The organism is Lacticaseibacillus casei DSM 20011 = JCM 1134 = ATCC 393 (genome assembly GCF_000829055.1).
In the GTDB taxonomy this organism is placed as follows: Bacteria; Bacillota; Bacilli; order Lactobacillales; family Lactobacillaceae; genus Lacticaseibacillus; species Lacticaseibacillus casei.
The window spans coordinates 528,658-548,345 of the sequence record NZ_AP012544.1; the positions used below are offsets into that span (position 1 = coordinate 528,658).

The window sequence follows — 19,688 nt, forward strand, 5'->3', positions numbered from 1 at the left end:
CTTCTCCTTTCAAAATGATAATGGGTTACTTGACCATGCTGGCGTCAAGCTCATACAGGGTGCCGCCACCCATGTCACCGCCCATCCCCATACCACCTGGGGACTTGGTGCTTGAGCTGCTTTGACTACTGTATTTGTTTGAAGAAACCTTTTTACCGACTTTGGTGACCCAGGATTCAATCTTGGAATTACCTGAGCGACCTGAGGACAGGTAATATTTCATGTCGCCTTTTTTAACGAGGGCTTTGAATTGTTTGAGGGTAATGGCAGGGTCGGTACCATTAAATCCGCCGATCGCCATGACTGCTTTGCCGGACTTAATGATGTAAGGCGCGGCCGTGCTGGCGTTGCTGGTAGCAAACAGGTATTTGGCGCTGCCTTGATGTTTTTCAACATACTTCAGCAATCCGCTGTCAACGCTGCCGCTACCAATACCACCGCTGTTACCGCCGGAGGTCAGAAGTGAAGGACCGGCAGACGTAATCGCAGCTGATGAACCGGCAAGCGTCGGTGTAAGTGACCAGAAGCCCGGCGCTACCAAAATAGCGGCAATGGCAACGCCCAGGGCTGATTTGAGCCAACTTCTGGTTCGGCCGATGAAAAGAAGCGCTAAGCCGATTAGACCTGCACCAACCACAAGCCATGTCTGCCACTGATAGTACAAGCTGACATACCAAGCCTGGAGTGCCGTTGTTGTCACGATGGCAAGTGGCAATAACCAACTTTGCCAATGCTTGAAGCCCAGCTTGAATTGCTTAAACATTGTGACAATCCCGATGCCGAACAAAGCAGCAATCGGCGGTGCGAGCATAATCATGTAGTAAGGGTGGAAGAAGCTGGCAATTGAGAAGAAACCGGCGACTGGTACGAGCCAACCCATCCAGAAAAGTAAATGATTTTGCTGAGAGGTTGTTTGATACCATTTACGCTTGCGATCAAGATAATAGGCAAATGCACTGATGAAGCCGATTAAAGCAGCTGGGACTAACCAACTGATTTGCGGGCCAAGGTCGGATTGGAGCAAGCGTAACGGGCCAGCAGTACCAATGGAAAAGGCACCGCCGCCACCGCCACCACCTTTATGGCCGCCCGGAGCACCGCCGCCTGTACCAGGTCCGCCTTTAAAGTTACCTTTTTTGAAGTTGGCAGGCATTTTCCCGCCGGTAGCTTTTTTGGTTTTGACAGTTGCCTGCTGCTTTTTAGTCCCAGTTGGTGGTGTTCCGCCTTGGGTGTTGCCGGTACCTGGTTGACCGGACGTGCCTTTAGTTGACTTGCCACCTGGTGGATTGCCGGTCTTACCGGTTGCGCCAGTTGGTGGGGTGCCACCGGTCTTGGACTTGGCATTATTCCCCATGCCTGGGAAAGCTGCGCCAGTACCGGTTGTTTGACCTAGTAAGCGTTCAGTACCGTTATAGCCAAAAGCCAATTCCATTTCCGAGTTCGTTTCAGAACTGCCGACATAGGGTCGCTGAGTCGCAGCAGTCGAATCAACCTGCATTGGCCAGGCTAATGTAGTAACCGCCATGGCGACAGCCGCAATGCCTAGTGTGGTAAGGCGGCGCCAAAGTTTCTGGTTCGAGGCGAGCCAGTAGAAAAGCAATAGGGCCGGCAAAATCATAAAGGCCTGAAGCATTTTAATATTGAACGAGACGCCAATTAAGGCAAAACTGACAACCACCAACCATGGCTTGCGGGTGCTAATGGCCTTCATGAGGCACCAGCTAGCAAGCAGTAGGAAGAATTGTAAGGTGGCGTCCATATTGTTTGTCCGCGAATCCGCAACCACAATCGGCGTCAAAGTGAGTGCCAGTGCGGCTAGTCGCGCTGCCCAGGCATTAAAGCGTGGCTTGATCATGTTGTAGATTAAGGCAACGCTGCCGATGCCGAACAAAATGGATGGTAGGACGACTGACCAGCCATGAACGCCGAAAATTTTGGCGGAGATGGCCATAAACCACAGTGCGACCGGTGGTTTATCAACTGTAATAAAGCCAGCGGGATCAAAAGCGCCGTACCAGAAATTGTGCCAACTTTGAACCATACTGGTAATGGCGGCGGTGTAATAATCATTGGCATTGCCTGCTTCCCAGATGTTCCATGCATAGAGAAATGCTGCGAGAATTAAAATGCCAATGAGCCACCAATCAACCGTCCATTGTCTAATTTTTTTCATGTGCCGTGACTCCCTTTTCTCGGAATACCCAGAACTTACTTAAAAGGAAGTTCGTCGGGACAGTAACCATAAGCGAAAACATCGGTGCTAAAGGCTTAGGTAAACCCAAAGCATCATTCCAGAAGCTGGTCAGCACCAGACTTAAAATAAATGTGAGGCCATAAGAGAAATAGTATCGCGGCGCTACACTTTTAAGCTGGCGATGATCTTTGACTTTGAAAACCCAGGTATCATTGAGGAAAAGTCCCAAGATGGACGTTAACCCATAACCGACACCCATTGCAGCGGTCGGATTGATCAATTGGTATAATATCAGATAGATCAGATAAGTCAAAATGGTGTTGATCCCTCCGACGAGACTGAAGCTTATGAATTGTTTCAGCTTTAGGCGCATCGTATCGCTCCCTTCCTGATGAATGGGACTAGTATGCGATGTGCAGCATAAATTAACCTTAAAGGCGATCGGATTTTTTCTTAAGAAGGTTTTATGGTTGGCGTGTTAGGCTGAAATAGTGGCTGAAGTGATTGAAGTATAATGCGGCTACTGGCGCAGATTTCTAACCGCGCCAGTTCACGCTCACGCTCAGATTAGTTGGGAGTATAGAAATGACGGTTAAACCAAAAATTCTTGTTATAGAAGACGATCCGGATTTGAATGAAAGCATCGTTGACTTCATTCGAGACTTTGCCGACCCTGAAGCCGCGTTAACTGGGGCGGATGGTTTGTATCAGGCGGAGGAAGGGGTGTTTGATGCGATTATCCTGGATATCATGCTGCCGGAATTGAATGGCTTCGACTTGTTTAAACAGTTGCGCGCCAAGCAGGTGAAAACGCCGGTGCTTATTTTGACGGCTAAGGATGCGCTTGCCGATAAGTTGCGCGGGTTTGAATTAGGCGGGGATGATTACCTCACCAAACCGTTTCACCGCGAAGAACTCATTATGCGGCTCAAGGCGTTGTTGAAACGCACAGGACACTTTTTTGATGCTGATGGCTTAACTGCTGGGCCATACGAAGTGTATTTAAATCGCCATGAAGTGCTGATCAATGGGCAACCCGTTTCGTTAAATGGTAAGGAATTCGACTTGCTCGTGTATTTGCTGCAGAATCAAAAAACCATTATCACGAAAGATCAGATTTTCGATCGACTTTGGGGCTTTGACTCCGAAACCGCTGTGAGTGTGGTTGAAGTTTATATGTCGAACTTACGCAAAAAGTTAAAACCGCTGAAAGTTGACGGCTGGATTAAAACCATTCGCAATGTTGGCTATATTTTTCAAGAACCGGAGGGCCGTGAATGAATGCAGATAAAGGAATTAAGCGGCAGCAGCGGCGCTTGTTTGTCGGTCAGTTGCTGAGTTTCGCCGGACTTTTCCTGGTGCTGGGATTGATCGTCTTTTTTCTGTATGAACGCTCGGTTTATCAAGACATTGACCATACGTTAGAGCAGTAAAAGACCATGATCATCAAACCGGCGACAGGGATGACCACCCCCAACGCCCCACGGCAGCCGGGAGGAAGTCGGCCGATTTTGTTTCGGATGAATATGGTGGTCTTCAATAAAAAAGGCAAAATTATTAATCAAGCCATGCTGGGCGAACGCTTTTATGCGTATTTCAAGAAACTGAAATTGGATCGGCAGGCGCTTAACAAACTACAGACTTTAGCGACCTCGACTGGCACATTTCGAACATTGTTGGTTAAAGTGCCGCAGACGGCCGCTGATCCGCAATATGCCGGGCATTATGTATTGATTTTGCAGAACACCGATGCCCAGGAAGCAGCTATTCGCTCGTTTCGGCAGGTTTTGATTGTGATGATTATTTTATTCTGGGCGTTGGCATTGGGATTGTCTTATTGGTTGTCGACGCGGGCAATGCGGCCGATTGTGCGGTCGTGGCAACGGCAACAGGATTTTGTTGCGGATGCCGCCCACGAATTGCGGGCACCGCTGGCCGTGATTCAAAGCAAACAGGAATCTCTGCTGACAAAACCGCAAGCGACAATTATCGATGAAAGCGAAGCGATTGCGACTTCGTTAGGCGAGACCAAGCGTTTGCGGCAATTGACCGATGATTTGTTGACGATTGCCAAAGCTGACAGTAACACCATTGAAATCGAGTTAACTGACTTGCGCTTTGATCAGGCTTTAGCGCCACAGTTGGCGTCTTATCATGACATTGCCAAAAGTCAGGACAAGTCCTTCACGACCAAGCTGCCGCCAGATGGCCATGCTTGGTTTGATGCAGCTCGGATCAAGCAATTGCTGGTGATTCTGCTAGACAATGCCTTCAAATATACGCAGGCAGGTGATTCGATTTGGGTCGAGGTCACGCAAACGCCGCGGGACTGGCAGCTGATTGTCGGCAATTCAGGACCGAATATTGCCGATGCTGACAAATCTCGAATTTTCGAACGCTTTTATCGCGAAGATGCCTCCCGCAGCCGGCAAACTGGCGGCAGCGGCTTGGGATTGGCCATCGCCCGGTGGATTGTGACGATTCATCATGGTCACATTGAAGTCAAAGACGTCCATCCCCACGGTGCTTTATTTGTTGTGACGCTACCTAATAAACCACGTGGGGCTTAGTTGTCAAATGATGGCAAACGAAAAGCAGTCGTTCCGAAGCTTGAAATAGCTTTTGGAACGGCTGCTTTTAAATTTCAATCACTTTTTAAACAACGCTTGGTGACAAAACCCTGATACGACGATTAACGGGCAGGATTATTGCGAACCCCATTGGCTTCCGTGAAATCGATAAAGCCCATGTTCGTATCAATATCGCCGCCATCACCACTTAAAATCAACGTATTAAGTGTCTTATTAAAGTGAACGTTCATATTTGCATTTAAATCTTCTTGTGAGTAACCCTTGATCAGAATCGGCCCGAGGTTGCTATCAATTTTCGTATCATAGTCGGTTGCCGGATCACTGGCTTTGACCACATTCAGTGAAAACTGCACCTGCATATGGATCATCGCGTGTTGTGAATAAGGACCAACGCCGTCTTCAAAGGTCAAAAGCAGTTTCTTGTCCGGATCCAAATGAGGCTTGATCTTGTCGATGGCACCTTCGTCAAAATGAATTTGCATGCAATCAACTCCCTTCGACGTAAACATAGGCTGATTAGGAAGCAAAAGCAACTGATTCGACGCGGTGATTGGCTCAACGACGCTATGGATGCGGTGTTATTTGGGATGATGGGTGAGAAGTTGCCGGTGTTCTAAATAGCATCGGACCTTAAAGCTGGCACCGAGCTTAAAACAGGTTTCAGCGTCTTTTAGATTCAATCCAGTCAACTCGCTTATGTGATTAAGACGATAGCGCAATGTATTGAAGTGAATGTAAAGGTGTTTTGCGGTGTGAGTAAGATTTTCACCATATTCAAGATAGGCATCCAGCGTCCTCACTAATTCGGTTTTGTTGTCCGCATCGTAAGCCATTAAAGTTTTGACCGCGGGATTGATGAAAAAAGGCAGAATTTCAACATGGTCTACCTGTCCTAGTAATAAGTCAAAGAACGCATCTTCGCAAAAAGTAACCGGATCGGGCGGCAGTTTGAGTTTAGCGGTTCTGCGGAAAACCGCGTAAGCTGCAATGGTATCTTCTGGACGTGCATATTGATTCGAAACAATTAGGCGGCAGTCTGCGCGATTGGCAACATCGATTAACTTGGCTTTGAATGGGTAGCTATTATAAGTTGGTAAATCGATTGAAATAAGCACTAAACAGTGATGGTGGTAGATAGTGATGAGCACTTGGCTGAAGAGCGGTGTTAGGAGATACTTTAGCCGTTCTTTCAAACTTGCCAGGGACTGACCGGCTTGCGGTTCAGCTTTGATTAAGACCATACTCGCAGGCAGTGTTGCATTTTCGCGCGCAAATTGAGCGGCAAATGTTGTGGTTTGCTGCTCAGTTAACAACATAGTCAGCAAGTAATCACGTTTGGAAGCTGCAGTTGGCATGACCCTATTTTTGACCAGCGAGCTGATAATGACTTTTATTTGGCCGTTTACTTTTGCAATCTGGATGGCATTGATAGCTGTCGTTAGCGCTGGCATGATCAGATACCCGAGCGCGTCATTATGATATGCGAGTGGCATAAAGAGCAAAGGAAGATGAAGGCCATTGCTGGTGGGCATTATGATCTGGGAACTGTTTGAGACAACATGAAGATGCTTGAGCGGTAGAGACAACTGGCTGGCGTTCAAGACTGTTGTAAGTTGCTGCCGATTAGCAGGGTTGGGCACTGCTTTTAAAACGACTTGGCCTAGAAGGTTAACGATGACTAACGGATTATTTAGTGCACGGGCACTTTGTTCAAAAATCGTTTTAAAATCGGCGGTGATCGCTTTAATTGCCAACTGAGTTAGTTGATCTTGCAATTCGGCTGTTGGTGCTAATAAACTGCTGGCGCGATCAAAGAGTTGTGTCAGCTGCTCCGCAGAGGCATTTGGCAACTGCGCACAAGTGACTGGCTTGATGTTGCCATCAAGATAGATGGCCATTTGTATTTTGTTTTGCGGTGAAACAGTTACGTGAATAACGTCGGGCGCGCCTTGACTAACGGGTATCGGATCGAGATACATGTTGGTTACTTCAGGGTTCGCCGCAATATTATTAACGATAATGGGCATCGTCGTTTCAAGCCGATGCAAAAAAGTTTTTAGTTTCATGTATTTTCCTTAAAGTGCAGCATATCCACACTTTTGACAATTGGCAAAAACTGACAAAACTACTTGCTCATTCCTGTGCAAACTACCTCTTCATCATACTTTTTGAAAGCGCTATCGTAAAGGCATATTCGGAAATGCGAATATTACGATTTGCTTTTTAAGAAAGTCATGGGGAGGTTGTCAACATTGAAAGAATTTAAAGGTAAAGTCATGTTCATTACCGGCGCAGCTCACGGATTTGGTCGGGTGATTGCTGAGGAAGGTGCTAAGCGGGGGATGAAGCTGGCCTTGATCGACATTGATGATGCGGCACTTAACGAAACTTATCAAATGGTGATTGCCCGTGGTGCAGATGCCATCATGGTTCCAGCAGACGTGACCAAAGAATCAGCGGTCAATGAAGCAATTGACCAAACGCTACACGCTTTTAAACAAATTGATTTACTGATTAATGATGCCGGTATTGCTTTACCTGGTCGAATGTGGGAATTACCAACGCGCGATTGGGAATGGATCCTGCACGTCAATGTTATGAGCCAGGTTTATGCCATGAAGCGAATCATTCCAATCATGATGGCACAGAAAACGCATGGCGTTATTCTGAACGTTGCTTCGATTGCCGGATTGGTCGACACGCCAGGAATGCCTGCCTACCACGCTAGTAAATTTGCTAGCGTCGGTATGACGGAAGCGACAGCATATGATTTGCAACGCGCCGGAGCCGATATTGAGATGCACGTCATGTGTCCGGGTTTTGTCCAAACCGATCTCTACCACACAGAACAACATCGTCCTAAACAATACAGCGATCCAAGTGACCCTTACTATCAAAGTGAAGCGTTTTTGAAAGGACAGCAATTTGCCAAGTACGTGATTACGAACGGCATGCCAATTGATACTATTGCGGCGACTGTTTTCAAAGCACTTGAAGACAATCAGTTCTATATTCTGACCCACCCGCAATTCAATCCACTGATTTTGGATCGGGTTAATCGCATCGTGAAGAATGGTGCGCCAGATGTTCACGTAATGGACGGCATTATGTAACTTGCGCTTTTTGAAAGGAGTCGTTAAACATGTCGAGCTATGTTGTGTCACAGACAGACGTTAAGAATTTTCTGAATTTACCAAGCATGAATGACCAAGAAGGGATCAGTTTTGCTTATGCTACCGATGAAAAAGTACTAGCTAAACTCATTCCGAAACCGTTGAAATTGGTTGCACCGATCGTTTGCGGATATGTAGTTCAAAGGGGGAAACCCAGTTTTGGTGGACCTTATCTAGAACAAACACTATTTGCGCTTGTCAGTTATCAAGACAAAATGGTGGGATCTTACCCGTTGACGCTATTGTTACATGGCCCTGGTGCCGAATCAGGATTGGTCGCTGGACGTGAAGGCGCGGGTATTCCTAAGAAGCTGGCAGATCGCATCGAACTGCGGCGCAACGACAATCAAGCAACTGCTTCGGTTGATCGCCATGGTAAAACCTTATTGACAGTGGACTGGGAAGCAGGAGACGTTAACGATCCGTCAATACTGAAAACTTTTGGCAGCCAGTTTGCGTTGAATAAACCCTCGGAAATGAATAGCTTTTTCTTCACTTATGATCTAAATCAAGACGATCATGGAGCAAATCATTTTACAAATGTTGAGCTTGTTGCGACGCAAATGCAGTCACTAGCTGATCGCGTTGAACCCGGTAAGTTGAAAATTAAAGTTGATTCAACTGAGGATGATCCATTCGGTGAATTACCTGTTCTCAAACCACTCGGCGCTATGTGGTACCATTTTGCAACGTCAACGATGGTCAAGACGCTGCACTTGGAGAAAGTCGATGCTGAAAAAACAGCTCCTTACCTGATCACAGGCCGTTATGACCGCAGCATGATGAATCCGTTAGCGACCACCTATATTATTTGAATGAAAACGATTAATATATTTATATAAGAAATGAGGTAATTCAAAATGACAGACACAGTAGCAGCACCAAAGTTAACAAACAACGATTTGGCCAATGTGATGTTTGACCGCCATTCGGTCCGGAAGTTTGATCCCAACGTCAAAATCAGCCGGGATGAATTGCAGGAAATGATCAAGGAGGCAACCACCGCACCCTCAGCATGCAACTTGCAATCGTGGCATTTTGTCATCATCGATACACCGGAAGCAAAAGAAAAGTTGAAGAAAGCGGCCATGAAGTTCAACTATCCGCAAATCGATACGAGTTCCGCGATTATTTTCATTGCAGGGGATACGCAATCGCACGAAGTTTATCGCGATGTCTGGACCAAAGTTTTCAAGGCCGGCAAGATCAGCAAAGAGAAACTTGATCAGATTTTCAATACGTTCTTGCCACTTTATGAACACGCCTCGCCGGAGTTCCTGACCCTAGACGCAACCATTGATGGTGCGATGGTCGGCATGCAACTGCTTTTGCTGGCGCGCGCTCACGGGTATGACGCCAATCCTTGGTCTGGCTACGACTTTAAAACGATTATTCCAACGTTGGGACTGGATCCGAAACGGTTTGTGCCGGTTATGGCGATTGCGATTGGGAAAGCAGCGGAAAAGCCACTGAAAACCGACCGTTACGATGTCAATCAGTTAATTGACTACTTGGCATAAGTCGTTGACAAACCAAACGATCCGATCTCAAGGGAAAAGAGGAACAAACAATGATCGATGCAGTTAAAACCGATCCTTTCGGTGAAGTAAACGCGATTGACGTGTTGGATCTGGCAAGTCTGGAAGGCCGCGCAGAGAAGGTGCTCGGTCGTGGCGAATTTGGCTACATTAGTGAAGGCTCCGATGATGGCTATACAATGCGCCGGAACACCACCGCGTTTCAAGATGTGGAGATGCTCCCGCGTGTCTTGCAAGGCGTTGAAAAGCCGGATCAGTCAACGACTTTTATGGGTGTTAAGCTGGCCTCGCCGTTAGTAACAGCACTCATTGCCGGAAACACGCTGGCCCATTCGAGTGGTGAACTGGGTTTGGCAAAAGGTGCAAAAGAAGCTGGTATTATGATGTCGCAAAGTACTTTTGCTTCCAAGCCCATTGCCGAAACCGCTGCAGTCAGTGATGGTGCGCCTTATATGTTTCAGTTATATATGCCCAAAGATTGGTCATATTGCGAATACTTGCTCGATGAAGCCAAAAATGCCGGTGCATTAGCAATTATTTTGACAGCGGATTCAACGCTAGGCGGGTATCGCGAAAAAGATGTCATGAATCATTATCATCTGAAAGGCCGACTAGCCAATCTAGAAGGCTATAATAGCGGTCAAACCGGTGTTGGCGCAGGCGGATTGTTCAAAGAATCCATGCAAAAACTGGATTTGGCACTTATCGACAAACTTGCCAGTTACTCAGGCTTACCCATTATTATCAAAGGCATTCAGCATCCTGATGACGCGGCTGCTGCGATAACTGCAGGAGCTGCCGGCATCTATGTCTCCAATCACGGCGGCCGCCAAGTCGACGGAGCACCCGGGGCGATTGAACAATTGCCGGCGATTGCAGCTGCGGTCGATCATCGGGTACCGATTATCTTTGACGGCGGCGTTCAGCGTGGAACGCACGTGCTCAAAGCCCTGGCACTTGGCGCAGATCTTGTCGGCATTGGTCGGCCATTCAGTTATGGCTTGGCGCTTGGCGGCTGGCAAGGCGTCAAAGCAGTCGCCGATCATCTAAAATAAGACGCGGTTTGCTTAATTGATTAGGGTGGCCCCCTTACGATTAGGCCTCAGCAAGCACGTTTAGATGAACATGCGTTGCCATTTTTTGAGAGCCCGCACCCATCGCAAATTTCACACCATGTAAAAAGCGCCACACACGAAAGACATAACTTTCATGTGTGGCGCTTTTTCTGGATCTTAACGGACTTGAACCGTCGACCTCCTGCATGCCATGCAGGCGCTCTCCCAGCTGAGCTAAAGACCCGCTAATTAAGTAGCTTCAAAGCTAATGGATCCAAACGGACTTGAACCGTCGACCTCCTACATGCGAAGCAGGCGCTCTCCCAACTGAGCTATGGACCCAAAACACAAAGACAATTGTACTGAACTTCTGCGGTTGTGTAAAGAGGATTGTCCTTGATACATGACATAGGATTGCCAGCCTTGCTATAAACGACGAATTTTACAAGGATTCATCTCGCCGAGCGAGCAGTGAAATAATGATATTTTGGCATACACCGCCGATGATGAAGATGACCCAAGAATATGTCCATGTGTGAAAAAAGAATGAAACTAGGAAGTAGGTCACCAGGATAAGGGGCCAGTAAACTTGGCGGAAAAGCGCGATGTCTTGGCTAGCGCGTTGATTGCGGTGGTGCTGTAACGTATGGAAGTTATCGCGATGGCTATGATGAAGGTGTGGCTCAGGATCCCGCACAGCTGTTACGTCAGTGTAGCGCTTTATTTGCGAATAATTGATGGCGACATACACAATTAAGTAGGTTCCTAGTCCAGCAATGATGAGGAACAAGGCACCACCGGCATCGTCGCTGATAAAATGTGATAAGTAGGTGGACAGAATTGGTGGGATCAACGCGACAATACAAATCATTATGCCCACGATTAAACTCGCAGAAAATTGCCGCTGATACGTATCGGTTGTTTCTTGGGCAAATCTTTTGGCGCTTTCAGACAAGGGCCGGCCATTGAGTCGCTTCTTTTGGAGGTTAAACATGGTGCCGGCCCAAATGAAGAGCCCTACTGCGACAGCATCGAGCAGAAACATGCCGATGATGCCGAAGACCTCAAGCGAGGAATCCGTTGTATAGGCGGGCAAGGCGACGCTGATACAACAAAGCAAAACACCGAAAGCAATTTGCGTTGCAAACCGGTCGGCAATGTGCCAAAAATGACTGAGCTCCGTTTCAGAAACTGCATTATCAGGTTCCGCAGTTGCGTCGGTATTTGCTTGGTCAGCCTGAGGAGCTAGTCCTAGATCCTCCCGTAATTCATCAACGGAGCCAAAAGCACGAATGACGGCACCAATTGCGGTTTCTTCGCTTTTACCCTCGCGCAACAAATCGCGATAATAATCGCGCATATTGGCAAGCATGTCGGCTTTGGCTTGGCGCGTTTTCGGGTGATCCGGAAAAGAAGCAAATAGACTGTCTAAATAAGCTGTAATTGTATCCATGGGCGATCCTCCAAGGTTCAATTTTGACAAGTAATTAGTTCAAAAATAAATCGACCACATGCTTAACCTGATGCCATTCCTCGACCTTCATAGCAAGAAAAGCGCGGCCACTGGGGGTGATGCGATAATAAGTGCGGGGTTTACCGTTCGTAACATCACCCGGATAAGCTTCAATATAGCCGTTTTTGCTCAAGCGAGTGAAGGCGGCGTAAAGTGTGGTTTCGCGAATCATATACTGGTCATAGGTGCGCTCGCGGATTTCTTTGCCAATTTTGTATCCATAGGAATCACCTTGTTGCAAAATGGCAAGGACGAGTGCGTCGTTGTAACCACGCATGGCATCACTACTGATCACGGCGCTCCTCCTTTTGCGAGTTTTATACTGGTGTCAGTGAGATGCAGATGAGGTTCGTCTGAAATTTGCCGGCCGATTACTTCATCTGTTGGAGTAATACTAACATGATACAATCATTAGGTAAAGCAAAAAAAACACCTTCACATCAAGAAGGTGTCGTCAGATTTACTTGATTAGTGAACAAAAACCGTGACAAAGGTGATTAAACCAAACAGGATCCCGGGTACATTGGCGATGATGATCGGCCAATCTTTGGCAGGTTTCATCCAGCCATAACCGGTCCACAGGGTAGCGTTGATCATTGCCACCAACGGCTGAATCGGATTCACCGGTGTTCCAGAAAAGTTAGCCATGATTTCGGGAATGTACGAAACATACATTAAAATACAGGTAAAAGTTGCCAGCCTGCTGAGGAGATTCAGTCGCTTTGCTTTAACGGGGTCAATACCACTGTGATATTTTCCATTGTCAGCTTGCATCAAAAATGCCTCCTTTTGGAATAAAATAACCGTAACACGATCGAACGTGAAAACCAAGGAAGACATTAACGTGTGATAGAACCAAATAGGCGGCCTGACTTAAGTTGGCAGCTTTAGATTTTTTCTGAAAATGAATGAAATGAGGGAACATCATGGCAGAACAAGAAGCAGATACGGTCACACGCGTACAAAAACAAGAAGGCGCCGATGCCATCATGGATAAGGGATTTGTGACCGAACGGGATATTCCCGAAATGATGGCGGCGTCTTGGAGTGAAAAGCTATTGGCGGCGATTAATGACGAATTGCGGTTGCGTACTGTTAGCAATCGCGCTGTATTATAACGGTTCCATTATTATATGGGCGATGGCTCCATTATTTATGATCCGGGACAACTTAACTCGGAAGGGGCCAAGATTGCGTTGCAACACGCATTAGGTTTCCGGAAGTAGTAGCCCTTTAACTGGTGCCTGTCTAGCATTTTGAAACTAGTTTTCGGCGCTGAAGGTTCCGGTTAAAACAACCTTGCCGACCATATGACCCTCTTCGACGAGTTGGGTGGCGGCCTTTAGGTTGGCAACATTAATGCCGGTAAATTCTTTGGTCACCGAAGCTTTGATCTGTCCGTCTTGATACAGCGTCAAAAGCTTGCTTAGAATCGCACCTTGTGTGGCAACGCAGTAGTCGAAGTCAGTTTTGGCAAACATGTACTCGTAGTCAAAACTGGCCGCTTTGTCTTTGACAACGGCCAGATCAAGACCGCTTTGGGGACCGACAATGCAGCCGATGTGGCCAAAAGCACGAATTAACTGACTAGCGGTGGCAAGATACGGTTCCGGATGATAAAGCAAGGCAACGCCGTCAACGGTTTGAACGCCAGCCTGGCGAACCTGATTCACAAGATCTTTATGATAATCAAGTGGCGTTGCGACACCGTGAGTCCGCAACCAGTCATGATTTTTAGGACTGCTAGTTGCCAAAACATTTAACCCGCTCCATCGCGCCAGTTGACTCAGCATCGAACCGACGCCACCGGCACCGTTAATGATCAACAAATGCTGGCCTTTGTTGGCATTATATTCCGGGATGAAGCCCATTTTTTCAAAAAGCAGTTCCCACGCGGTCAAACCGACAAGCGGCAGTGCTGCGAGATCAGCGGTGGGTGCTTGTTTTGGCGCTAATGCGATCAGATCGGCGTCAACTGCCTGAAATTGTTGATCACTGCCGGGCTTGCGGGTAGTTCCGGCATAGATGACGCGATCGCCAACGTGGAAGGCAGTGACGGCAGAGCCAATTTGGGTAATGGTACCGACTGCATCATACCCAAGAATCTGTGGCGTTTTTTGTCGTGGTGCGGTTTGGCGGCGTTTGGTGTCAACCGGATTAACCGAGACCCCAGCCACTTGTACAATGACTTCATTGGGTTCCGGTGTTGGTACTGGTAGCGTGAAGCTTTGAAAGCTGTTGGGTTCAGTAATGGGTAGGCCTTCAGTGAAGCCGATGGCAATATTTTTTGGCATCTGAATTGTCCTTTCGTTTGATCGGTTATCTGTTGCTATTGTAACCTTTTTATTAAGAGAGTTGGAAATGCAGTGGTTATTTGGTAAAATGTGCAGGATATTGTAGAAAATGCGTTCGCAGTCGCAGAAATCTACATGTAAGGACCTCAAGCCTAAATGGCCACAGCCCAGCCATTTAGGCTTGAGGCCACTTACACTCCGATTTCTAAACGCTCCTGCCCACGCTCTCATAAAAAAGAACGTTCAATGACGAAGGAGGCAGCTCGTGAAAAAATTGAGTACAAAGCGTGAATTGATCGGCCTGATCGTTGTTTTGGTTTTGGCAGCGGCAGGCTTTGCATTCTTCGCGTGGTATACGATGCGGCCGGATGATGTCATTGGTACCATTGCAACGATTAGTTTCGGCATTGTTTTGGCTGCCTTGATTGGTATTGCGTTATTTTTGGATGCGGCGGCGACAACTCGGTGGCGCCGATTCTGGGTAGATCTTTTGTTTGCGGCGCTGATGTTGGCGCTCATCGACTACTTCTTCCTCGATACGACAACGCCGTGGCAGATGCTGATCGCCGGTGCCGGATTGGCATTAGCACTGGTTGCACTGCTGGCCATTAGAAAATTAGATGAATAAACGGGCTTTGTCCCGGCTGATCAATGATAAAAACGCCTCGGAAAATTTCCGAAGCGTTTTTTAAGTGGCAGCAATGGTTAGTTCGCGATTAGTTCATCCGCTGCACAGTAACCGGGACTGTTTTAGGAAGTACTTTTGTCAATTCAGTCATCAGGTTCTGAAGACTTGCCTGAAACGTTAGCCGGACCATGCGGCGCTTACTAAGGGCGAAAACCGCAACGACCAATTCCTGGCCATTAGGCAGACTGACAGGTGTCAACGTGATACTGGACATGTTGGTGTACGGAATAACCCGGGCCAGCAACCCATTTGCAATGAGTCGCGTTGGGGCCAAGCCACCTGTGCCCGCCATAATGGACAACACTAGGAAGATTGAAATGAACACAATGTACGGCATGTTGTTAACGCGGGTTGTCATGAACCAAAAACCAAGCAACACCGCCCAAACAAGTTGCGAAACCGCATAGCGTGAGGCAAAATTAATTTTGTGTTGCCAATATAGATAATAACCAGCGAGGGCTAACAACACGATGTCTAAGCCGATCAGTAAGACATTAAAACTATTCATGAGAGACTCCTTTTTGATCAACGTCATCAGTCGGGCTGTCGGTTTCATACAAACCGGAAACCTGCTGGTACCAACTGAAGAATCGGGTCACGACAATTTTCAAAACGGCAAAACCCGGGATGCCGAGAATAACCCCGACTAAACCGAAGAGATTGCCGGCCGTGAGCAAGACCACCACGATGGTAATGGGATGCAATTCGAGCTTGCTGCCCATTACCAGTGGTGAAATAAGTTGCGTTTCAATTAACCATTCAATGAAGAAAACGATAATGACCGCCAGAATCATTTTTGGCGACGTCAACGCGCCCATGATAAGTGGCGGGATCATTGCCAGTGCCGAACCAAAGTAAGGAATTAGGTTCAATGGGCAAGCCAACAAGCCGAAAATTAAGCCATAACGCAGGCCAATCACCGAATAACCGATCATGAACATGATGGCCACGCACAGCGCGACCGTGATTTGGCCCTGAACATATGAACCGACTTTTTCATTCATCTCGTGCAGCATTTGTTTCACGGATCCACGGAACTTGGTGGGGATAATATGCAGCACCATCGGCGTGAACTTGTCGCCGTCTTTAAGCATGAAGAAGAGAATGATCGGTGCTGTCGAAATCGTGATGACAACATTGCCGACAATGCCAATCAGATTTTGCAGCTGCGAGATAGTACCGGTGACGAAAGCACCTTGCTTGCCGGTGAAGAATGTTTGGACTTCGCTGGCGATGTTGTTGAGGTCATGTTGCGATAAAACATTTTGCTTATCATTCAAGTCATCCAGCCATTTACCGATTTCCGTAAAAATTTGCGGTGCCGAATCGACAATGCTGGTAATTTGGTTGCTTACCGCCGGAATGAAGCGCAATAGCCCCCAGACGAGAAGACCGATCAAAACGACGAATAGTAACGCAATCGCCCAACCGCGATGCAGCCCGGTTTTCTCAAGGCGATTAATGATCGGAACTGTCAGATAGAAGAGAATGCCGGCAAAAATGAACGGCGGCGCGATGATACCGAGAAAATCGACCACAGGCTGGAACACCCAAGCAATTTTGGTAAAAACAAAGATAACCAGCAGGGCCAAAAGCAGGTCAATTAAGAAGACCATGAACTTGTTGTTGATGAAGCGGCGGTAGAACCATGAGTCGGTACGTTTCACAGGTGATCCTCCTCTAAGGACGTTAAAGGTTATGACGCGATTTAATCAGCGGTGTCATTGGTAACCTTTACAAAAGACGACAAGTTGAGCATGAGATCTGTGGTGAACCAAGAAAGCTTCGACGTGCAGTTGCCGTTTTTTACAAGTCAGCTGATTGCACACGAGTCATTTTTTTCGAAGTTTCTACCCGCCAGACGTCGGATGCTTCTGTATAACAATGATACTAGACTAGCCATGATTTTTCGAGGCTAGGGTTAACTAAAATGGTTCGAAGAAGGTATCGGCGCCGTTACAATAAATTTACAAAAACACCGATTAGCCGTTACAAATATTAAAAATGCCTAAATAATGGCATCAAATGTAAATTTTACATATACAAAAGCTTTACAAATAAAAAAAATCAGGTATGATAAAGTCACAACCAAAACGGTGAGTCAATGTCGGTTTTACCGATACGGAGAGGAGTGACCCCATATGAATTTACTTCGCGGGGCTAAATGGACATTAATAACTCTGACCCTGGTCGCAACATTGCTGTTATTTAGCAACTATGCGACGGCCGGCATCTTGTTGATGGCTCTGGATATTTTCCTAAGCTTCTTCTATGCAGTCATCAAGAGCAGATGTGATCGGCGTCAGATGCATAAGATGCCATTATTGCATAACTAATTTGATGAAATGATCCGCAGCCATGATGACTGCGGATTTTTTCGGGTAACGACGGCGAAAATGATTGCAAACGTTCGTTCGGTTTGGTATGCTGAGTGTAACAAATGAGAACGGAGCGGTGAGCGGATGCCAACACAAGCGAGTCAAAAACGTTGGAAACAGATTTTACAAACCATCTATGACGCGATCGAGGATCATGGGTATCCACCCACAGTTCGCGAGATCGGCAAGTCAGTTGGCCTTAGTTCTTCCAGTACCGTTGCAGCATACTTAGAAAAACTGCTGGCGGCCGGATTGATCGCTAAAGACCCGTCTAAGCCGCGAACAATCGAAGTGACTGCAGCAGGGCGCGATTTTATCGGCGTGCAGGCGGAAGGTATTCCGATTGTCGGTACCGTTGCGGCCGGGGTACCGATTACTGCCATTGAGAATATCGATGACTATTTTCCGGTGCCGGATGACCTACCATACTCGGCTGATGAGCTGTTCATGCTTCGGGTTCAAGGCAGTTCCATGATCAAGATCGGCATCCTTGATGGCGATCAGATTATTGTGAAGAAGCAAAACGACGCCGAAAATGGGCAGATTGTCGTGGCAATGACTGAAGAAGATGAAGCCACCGTCAAGCGCTTTTACAAAGAAAAGAACGGTATTCGCCTTCATCCGGAAAATGATGATATGGAAGACATGTTTTTCCCGGATGTGACGATTCTCGGCATTGTTGTGAGTTTGTATCGTCCTGCGCTTGTATAAGTGCTACTAATAAAGCCAGCTAAAAAAGCATTTGCCGCGTACATTCAATCGAGTGTGCGTGGCAAATGCTTTTTTTTGTTGAGCTGACAGTTGCTGCCATCAAGGATGGTTAAGCTGATCAAGATCATCTTTTGGTACCTTTTTGTAAAATGGACCATCCGGAAGCTGCTTCAATAATCCTTTTTTGGTAAGTTGGAATTGAACCGTGTTGCTGGTGGCCTGTGGTTGGGCTTTGCCGGTGAAGGTGAAGATTCGCCCTTTTAAAGTCAGTTGGGCCGCAAAAATACCCTGATCCTTACTTTCAAAATCGCCGTCTTGGTTCGACAGCGTTTCGAGGTAATAGCCACTGGTTGACGACAACACGCGAATCGCTTTCTTTTGATCATCCTGCTGGACAAATGCGTGACCGACCAAGGTGGACAAGGTTGCTTTAGGCACGGCCTTTTTTGCCTTTTTCCGGGATTTTACCGGCTTTGATGCCTGTTCACTGGTGGCTGATCGCGTTGATGATGATTTGGCAGTCGGCGTGCCTTGAGAACAACCACTCAGGATAAGTAATAACATGAGCCAAACTAATTTTTTCAATGGCGATCTCCTAGTGAATGAATTGAATGCAGGTCATGACGATGGGAATGACGATCATGGAGAGAAGCGTGGTTTCCGTGACCATGATCGCAGCATAGTCAGCGTCGGCGTCATAAAGTTTGGCAACAACCGGCGCATTGGTCATGACCGGCATGCAGGATTGCAGGATGAAGATTTGCTTCATCAGCGTCGGAACCGGGGCAAAGGCGACCAGTGCTGTCATCAACAGTGGGGCGAAAAGAAAGCGGCCGCTGAAGATGCCGAGTGCTTCCTTGCTGAGGCGCAGTTGGCTCCACCCAGCTTCGTGTAAGGCAATGCCGATAAAGAACATGGAGCCTGGAACCGTCAAATCGCCGATATAAGTCAGATCAGACATCAAAAAAGCCGGCAACTTGATATTCAGTAAAACCAACACAATTCCCAGCATGAAACCCAGTAAAGGCGGGGAGAAAACCTTCCCCAAAGCCTTTTTAAGGTTAAAGCGGGCTGGTTTGGGGCCATCGCCTTGAATAAGGTAGACGCCGATGGTCCAAAAAATCGTCGTGTTGGCCATGTAATAGACCAAGACATAAGGTAAACTGCGAGGACCGAACAAGGCCAAGTTAACTGGCAGGCCGATAAAGACCGTGTTGGAGTTGAAAAACATGGACTTAAAGGTGCCTTTTCGCGACTTTGGAACCTTTAACAGGTAACACACCAAAAAGGACAACGCGAAAAGCATCATCATGGACAAGACCGGAAACAACAAGTTTGGGAGTAACCGCAGCAGCATGTCAGCCGTGAATTTCGATGCGATGGTCACGATCATATACGCTGGCAGGGCGACCTGGGTGACAACTTTGGCAATTACCTTGCTCGAATGGTTATTAAACCAGCCACGTACGGTCAAAAAATAGCCGAGAATGATCAAAATGAGAATTTCCAAAACGCCAAAGACGCTTGAGATAAATGCGGTCAAATACTAACAC

At 47.2% G+C, this 19,688-nt stretch carries 19 protein-coding genes, 2 tRNA genes and 3 pseudogenes; 10 read left to right on the forward strand and 14 right to left on the reverse strand.

The annotated features are described in order from the left end of the window. Window positions 1-25: 25 nt before the first annotated feature. Window positions 26-2,173 (reverse strand): ArnT family glycosyltransferase, encoded by a 2,148-nt coding sequence (locus LBCZ_RS02535; protein ID WP_025012273.1) that lies wholly within the window; start codon window positions 2,171-2,173, stop codon window positions 26-28. Continuing rightward, window positions 2,160-2,567: a GtrA family protein gene (locus LBCZ_RS02540; RefSeq protein ID WP_025012274.1), complete on the reverse strand. Its 408-nt coding sequence runs from the start codon at window positions 2,565-2,567 to the stop codon at window positions 2,160-2,162. Before LBCZ_RS02540 ends, LBCZ_RS02535 begins: the two co-directional genes overlap by 14 nt. Window positions 2,568-2,779: 212 nt before the next feature. On the opposite strand from LBCZ_RS02540, the gene LBCZ_RS02545 reads away from it, so the two are divergent. Together LBCZ_RS02545 and LBCZ_RS02550 are read left to right on the forward strand one after the other, a co-directional pair. Next, entirely contained in the window at window positions 2,780-3,475 is a 696-nt protein-coding gene (locus LBCZ_RS02545) for a response regulator transcription factor (RefSeq protein WP_025012275.1), read from the forward strand. Then, a pseudogene (locus tag LBCZ_RS02550) lies at window positions 3,472-4,764 on the forward strand (sensor histidine kinase). Before LBCZ_RS02545 ends, LBCZ_RS02550 begins: the two are co-directional and overlap by 4 nt. A gap of 122 nt (window positions 4,765-4,886) precedes the next feature. Here the strand turns inward: LBCZ_RS02550 and LBCZ_RS02555 are convergent. Further along, window positions 4,887-5,267, reverse strand: coding sequence for an iron-sulfur cluster biosynthesis family protein (locus LBCZ_RS02555; RefSeq protein WP_025012277.1), 381 nt, complete (start codon window positions 5,265-5,267; stop codon window positions 4,887-4,889). A gap of 96 nt (window positions 5,268-5,363) precedes the next feature. Continuing rightward, a complete protein-coding gene (locus LBCZ_RS02560) occupies window positions 5,364-6,851 on the reverse strand; it encodes a PucR family transcriptional regulator (protein ID WP_025012278.1) in 1,488 nt (495 codons plus the stop codon). Between the two features lie 186 nt (window positions 6,852-7,037). On the opposite strand from LBCZ_RS02560, the gene LBCZ_RS02565 reads away from it, so the two are divergent. From LBCZ_RS02565 to LBCZ_RS02580, 4 genes and pseudogenes are all read left to right on the forward strand, one after another. Further along, window positions 7,038-7,898: an SDR family NAD(P)-dependent oxidoreductase gene (locus LBCZ_RS02565; protein WP_025012279.1), complete on the forward strand. Its 861-nt coding sequence runs from the start codon at window positions 7,038-7,040 to the stop codon at window positions 7,896-7,898. Between the two features lie 29 nt (window positions 7,899-7,927). Beyond that, on the forward strand, window positions 7,928-8,773 hold the full coding sequence (locus tag LBCZ_RS02570) for an acetoacetate decarboxylase family protein (protein ID WP_025012280.1): 846 nt from the start codon (window positions 7,928-7,930) through the stop codon (window positions 8,771-8,773). A 45-nt stretch (window positions 8,774-8,818) separates the two neighbouring features. After that, window positions 8,819-9,478, forward strand: a complete 660-nt coding sequence (locus tag LBCZ_RS02575; protein ID WP_025012281.1) for a nitroreductase family protein — start codon at window positions 8,819-8,821, stop codon at window positions 9,476-9,478. 50 nt (window positions 9,479-9,528) lie between these two features. After that, window positions 9,529-10,548: pseudogene (locus tag LBCZ_RS02580) on the forward strand (alpha-hydroxy-acid oxidizing protein); the annotation flags it as partial. A gap of 174 nt (window positions 10,549-10,722) precedes the next feature. Here LBCZ_RS02580 and LBCZ_RS02585 read toward each other — a convergent pair. From LBCZ_RS02585 to LBCZ_RS02605, 5 genes are all read right to left on the reverse strand, one after another. Continuing rightward, window positions 10,723-10,795 (reverse strand) — tRNA-Ala (locus LBCZ_RS02585). Window positions 10,796-10,820: 25 nt separating this feature from the next. Further along, window positions 10,821-10,893 (reverse strand) — tRNA-Ala (locus tag LBCZ_RS02590). Between the two features lie 100 nt (window positions 10,894-10,993). Continuing rightward, window positions 10,994-12,004 (reverse strand): permease prefix domain 1-containing protein, encoded by a 1,011-nt coding sequence (locus LBCZ_RS02595; RefSeq protein WP_025012282.1) that lies wholly within the window; start codon window positions 12,002-12,004, stop codon window positions 10,994-10,996. A 34-nt stretch (window positions 12,005-12,038) separates the two neighbouring features. Further along, window positions 12,039-12,359: a PadR family transcriptional regulator gene (locus LBCZ_RS02600; RefSeq protein WP_025012283.1), complete on the reverse strand. Its 321-nt coding sequence runs from the start codon at window positions 12,357-12,359 to the stop codon at window positions 12,039-12,041. 173 nt (window positions 12,360-12,532) lie between these two features. After that, window positions 12,533-12,838: a SemiSWEET family transporter gene (locus LBCZ_RS02605; RefSeq protein ID WP_010493599.1), complete on the reverse strand. Its 306-nt coding sequence runs from the start codon at window positions 12,836-12,838 to the stop codon at window positions 12,533-12,535. A gap of 152 nt (window positions 12,839-12,990) precedes the next feature. Here LBCZ_RS02605 and LBCZ_RS02610 point away from each other — a divergent pair. Beyond that, window positions 12,991-13,290, forward strand: a pseudogene (locus tag LBCZ_RS02610) (hypothetical protein). A 36-nt stretch (window positions 13,291-13,326) separates the two neighbouring features. Here LBCZ_RS02610 and LBCZ_RS02615 read toward each other — a convergent pair. Next, window positions 13,327-14,358, reverse strand: a complete 1,032-nt coding sequence (locus LBCZ_RS02615; protein ID WP_025012284.1) for a zinc-binding alcohol dehydrogenase family protein — start codon at window positions 14,356-14,358, stop codon at window positions 13,327-13,329. A 265-nt stretch (window positions 14,359-14,623) separates the two neighbouring features. Here LBCZ_RS02615 and LBCZ_RS02620 point away from each other — a divergent pair, with 265 nt between their 5' ends. Next, on the forward strand, window positions 14,624-14,986 hold the full coding sequence (locus LBCZ_RS02620; RefSeq protein WP_010493605.1) for a hypothetical protein: 363 nt from the start codon (window positions 14,624-14,626) through the stop codon (window positions 14,984-14,986). An 88-nt stretch (window positions 14,987-15,074) separates the two neighbouring features. On the opposite strand, the gene LBCZ_RS02625 is transcribed toward LBCZ_RS02620, so the two are convergent. Continuing rightward, the gene (locus LBCZ_RS02625; protein ID WP_025012285.1) at window positions 15,075-15,554 is read right to left on the reverse strand and encodes a hypothetical protein; all 480 of its coding nucleotides are present in this window, start codon (window positions 15,552-15,554) and stop codon (window positions 15,075-15,077) included. Continuing rightward, window positions 15,547-16,713 carry an AI-2E family transporter gene (locus LBCZ_RS02630; protein ID WP_025012286.1) on the reverse strand — a complete coding sequence of 389 codons (1,167 nt, stop codon included), beginning with the start codon at window positions 16,711-16,713 and terminating at the stop codon, window positions 15,547-15,549. The genes LBCZ_RS02625 and LBCZ_RS02630 overlap by 8 nt, the downstream gene beginning before the upstream one ends. A 474-nt stretch (window positions 16,714-17,187) precedes the next feature. Here LBCZ_RS02630 and LBCZ_RS02635 point away from each other — a divergent pair, with 474 nt between their 5' ends. Beyond that, complete coding sequence (locus tag LBCZ_RS02635; protein WP_010493614.1) at window positions 17,188-17,382, forward strand: hypothetical protein; 195 nt, start codon at window positions 17,188-17,190, stop codon at window positions 17,380-17,382. A gap of 126 nt (window positions 17,383-17,508) precedes the next feature. Beyond that, entirely contained in the window at window positions 17,509-18,135 is a 627-nt protein-coding gene (gene lexA / locus LBCZ_RS02640; protein WP_010493617.1) for a transcriptional repressor LexA, read from the forward strand. A gap of 99 nt (window positions 18,136-18,234) precedes the next feature. Here the strand turns inward: lexA and LBCZ_RS02645 are convergent, their stop codons facing one another. Both LBCZ_RS02645 and LBCZ_RS02650 read right to left on the reverse strand, forming a co-directional pair. Beyond that, window positions 18,235-18,699, reverse strand: a complete 465-nt coding sequence (locus LBCZ_RS02645; RefSeq protein ID WP_171020825.1) for a hypothetical protein — start codon at window positions 18,697-18,699, stop codon at window positions 18,235-18,237. A 31-nt stretch (window positions 18,700-18,730) separates the two neighbouring features. Further along, window positions 18,731-19,678, reverse strand: a complete 948-nt coding sequence (locus tag LBCZ_RS02650) for an AEC family transporter (RefSeq protein WP_025012288.1) — start codon at window positions 19,676-19,678, stop codon at window positions 18,731-18,733. Window positions 19,679-19,688 lie beyond the last annotated feature (10 nt).

Excerpts from the sequence above, each read along its gene's own strand:
- LBCZ_RS02595 (WP_025012282.1), bottom strand. The coding sequence starts at position 12,004 with ATGGATACAATTACAGCTTATTTAGACAGTCTATTTGCTTCTTTTCCG.
- LBCZ_RS02570 (WP_025012280.1), top strand. The coding sequence starts at position 7,928 with ATGTCGAGCTATGTTGTGTCACAGACAGACGTTAAGAATTTTCTGAAT.
- LBCZ_RS02540 (WP_025012274.1), bottom strand. The coding sequence starts at position 2,567 with ATGCGCCTAAAGCTGAAACAATTCATAAGCTTCAGTCTCGTCGGAGGG.
- lexA (WP_010493617.1), top strand. The coding sequence starts at position 17,509 with ATGCCAACACAAGCGAGTCAAAAACGTTGGAAACAGATTTTACAAACC.
- LBCZ_RS02535 (WP_025012273.1), bottom strand. The coding sequence starts at position 2,173 with ATGAAAAAAATTAGACAATGGACGGTTGATTGGTGGCTCATTGGCATT.
- LBCZ_RS02555 (WP_025012277.1), bottom strand. The coding sequence starts at position 5,267 with ATGCAAATTCATTTTGACGAAGGTGCCATCGACAAGATCAAGCCTCAT.
- LBCZ_RS02575 (WP_025012281.1), top strand. The coding sequence starts at position 8,819 with ATGACAGACACAGTAGCAGCACCAAAGTTAACAAACAACGATTTGGCC.
- LBCZ_RS02605 (WP_010493599.1), bottom strand. The coding sequence starts at position 12,838 with ATGCAAGCTGACAATGGAAAATATCACAGTGGTATTGACCCCGTTAAA.
- LBCZ_RS02625 (WP_025012285.1), bottom strand. The coding sequence starts at position 15,554 with ATGAATAGTTTTAATGTCTTACTGATCGGCTTAGACATCGTGTTGTTA.
- LBCZ_RS02635 (WP_010493614.1), top strand. The coding sequence starts at position 17,188 with ATGAATTTACTTCGCGGGGCTAAATGGACATTAATAACTCTGACCCTG.
- LBCZ_RS02645 (WP_171020825.1), bottom strand. The coding sequence starts at position 18,699 with ATGTTATTACTTATCCTGAGTGGTTGTTCTCAAGGCACGCCGACTGCC.
- LBCZ_RS02615 (WP_025012284.1), bottom strand. The coding sequence starts at position 14,358 with ATGCCAAAAAATATTGCCATCGGCTTCACTGAAGGCCTACCCATTACT.
- LBCZ_RS02560 (WP_025012278.1), bottom strand. The coding sequence starts at position 6,851 with ATGAAACTAAAAACTTTTTTGCATCGGCTTGAAACGACGATGCCCATT.
- LBCZ_RS02545 (WP_025012275.1), top strand. The coding sequence starts at position 2,780 with ATGACGGTTAAACCAAAAATTCTTGTTATAGAAGACGATCCGGATTTG.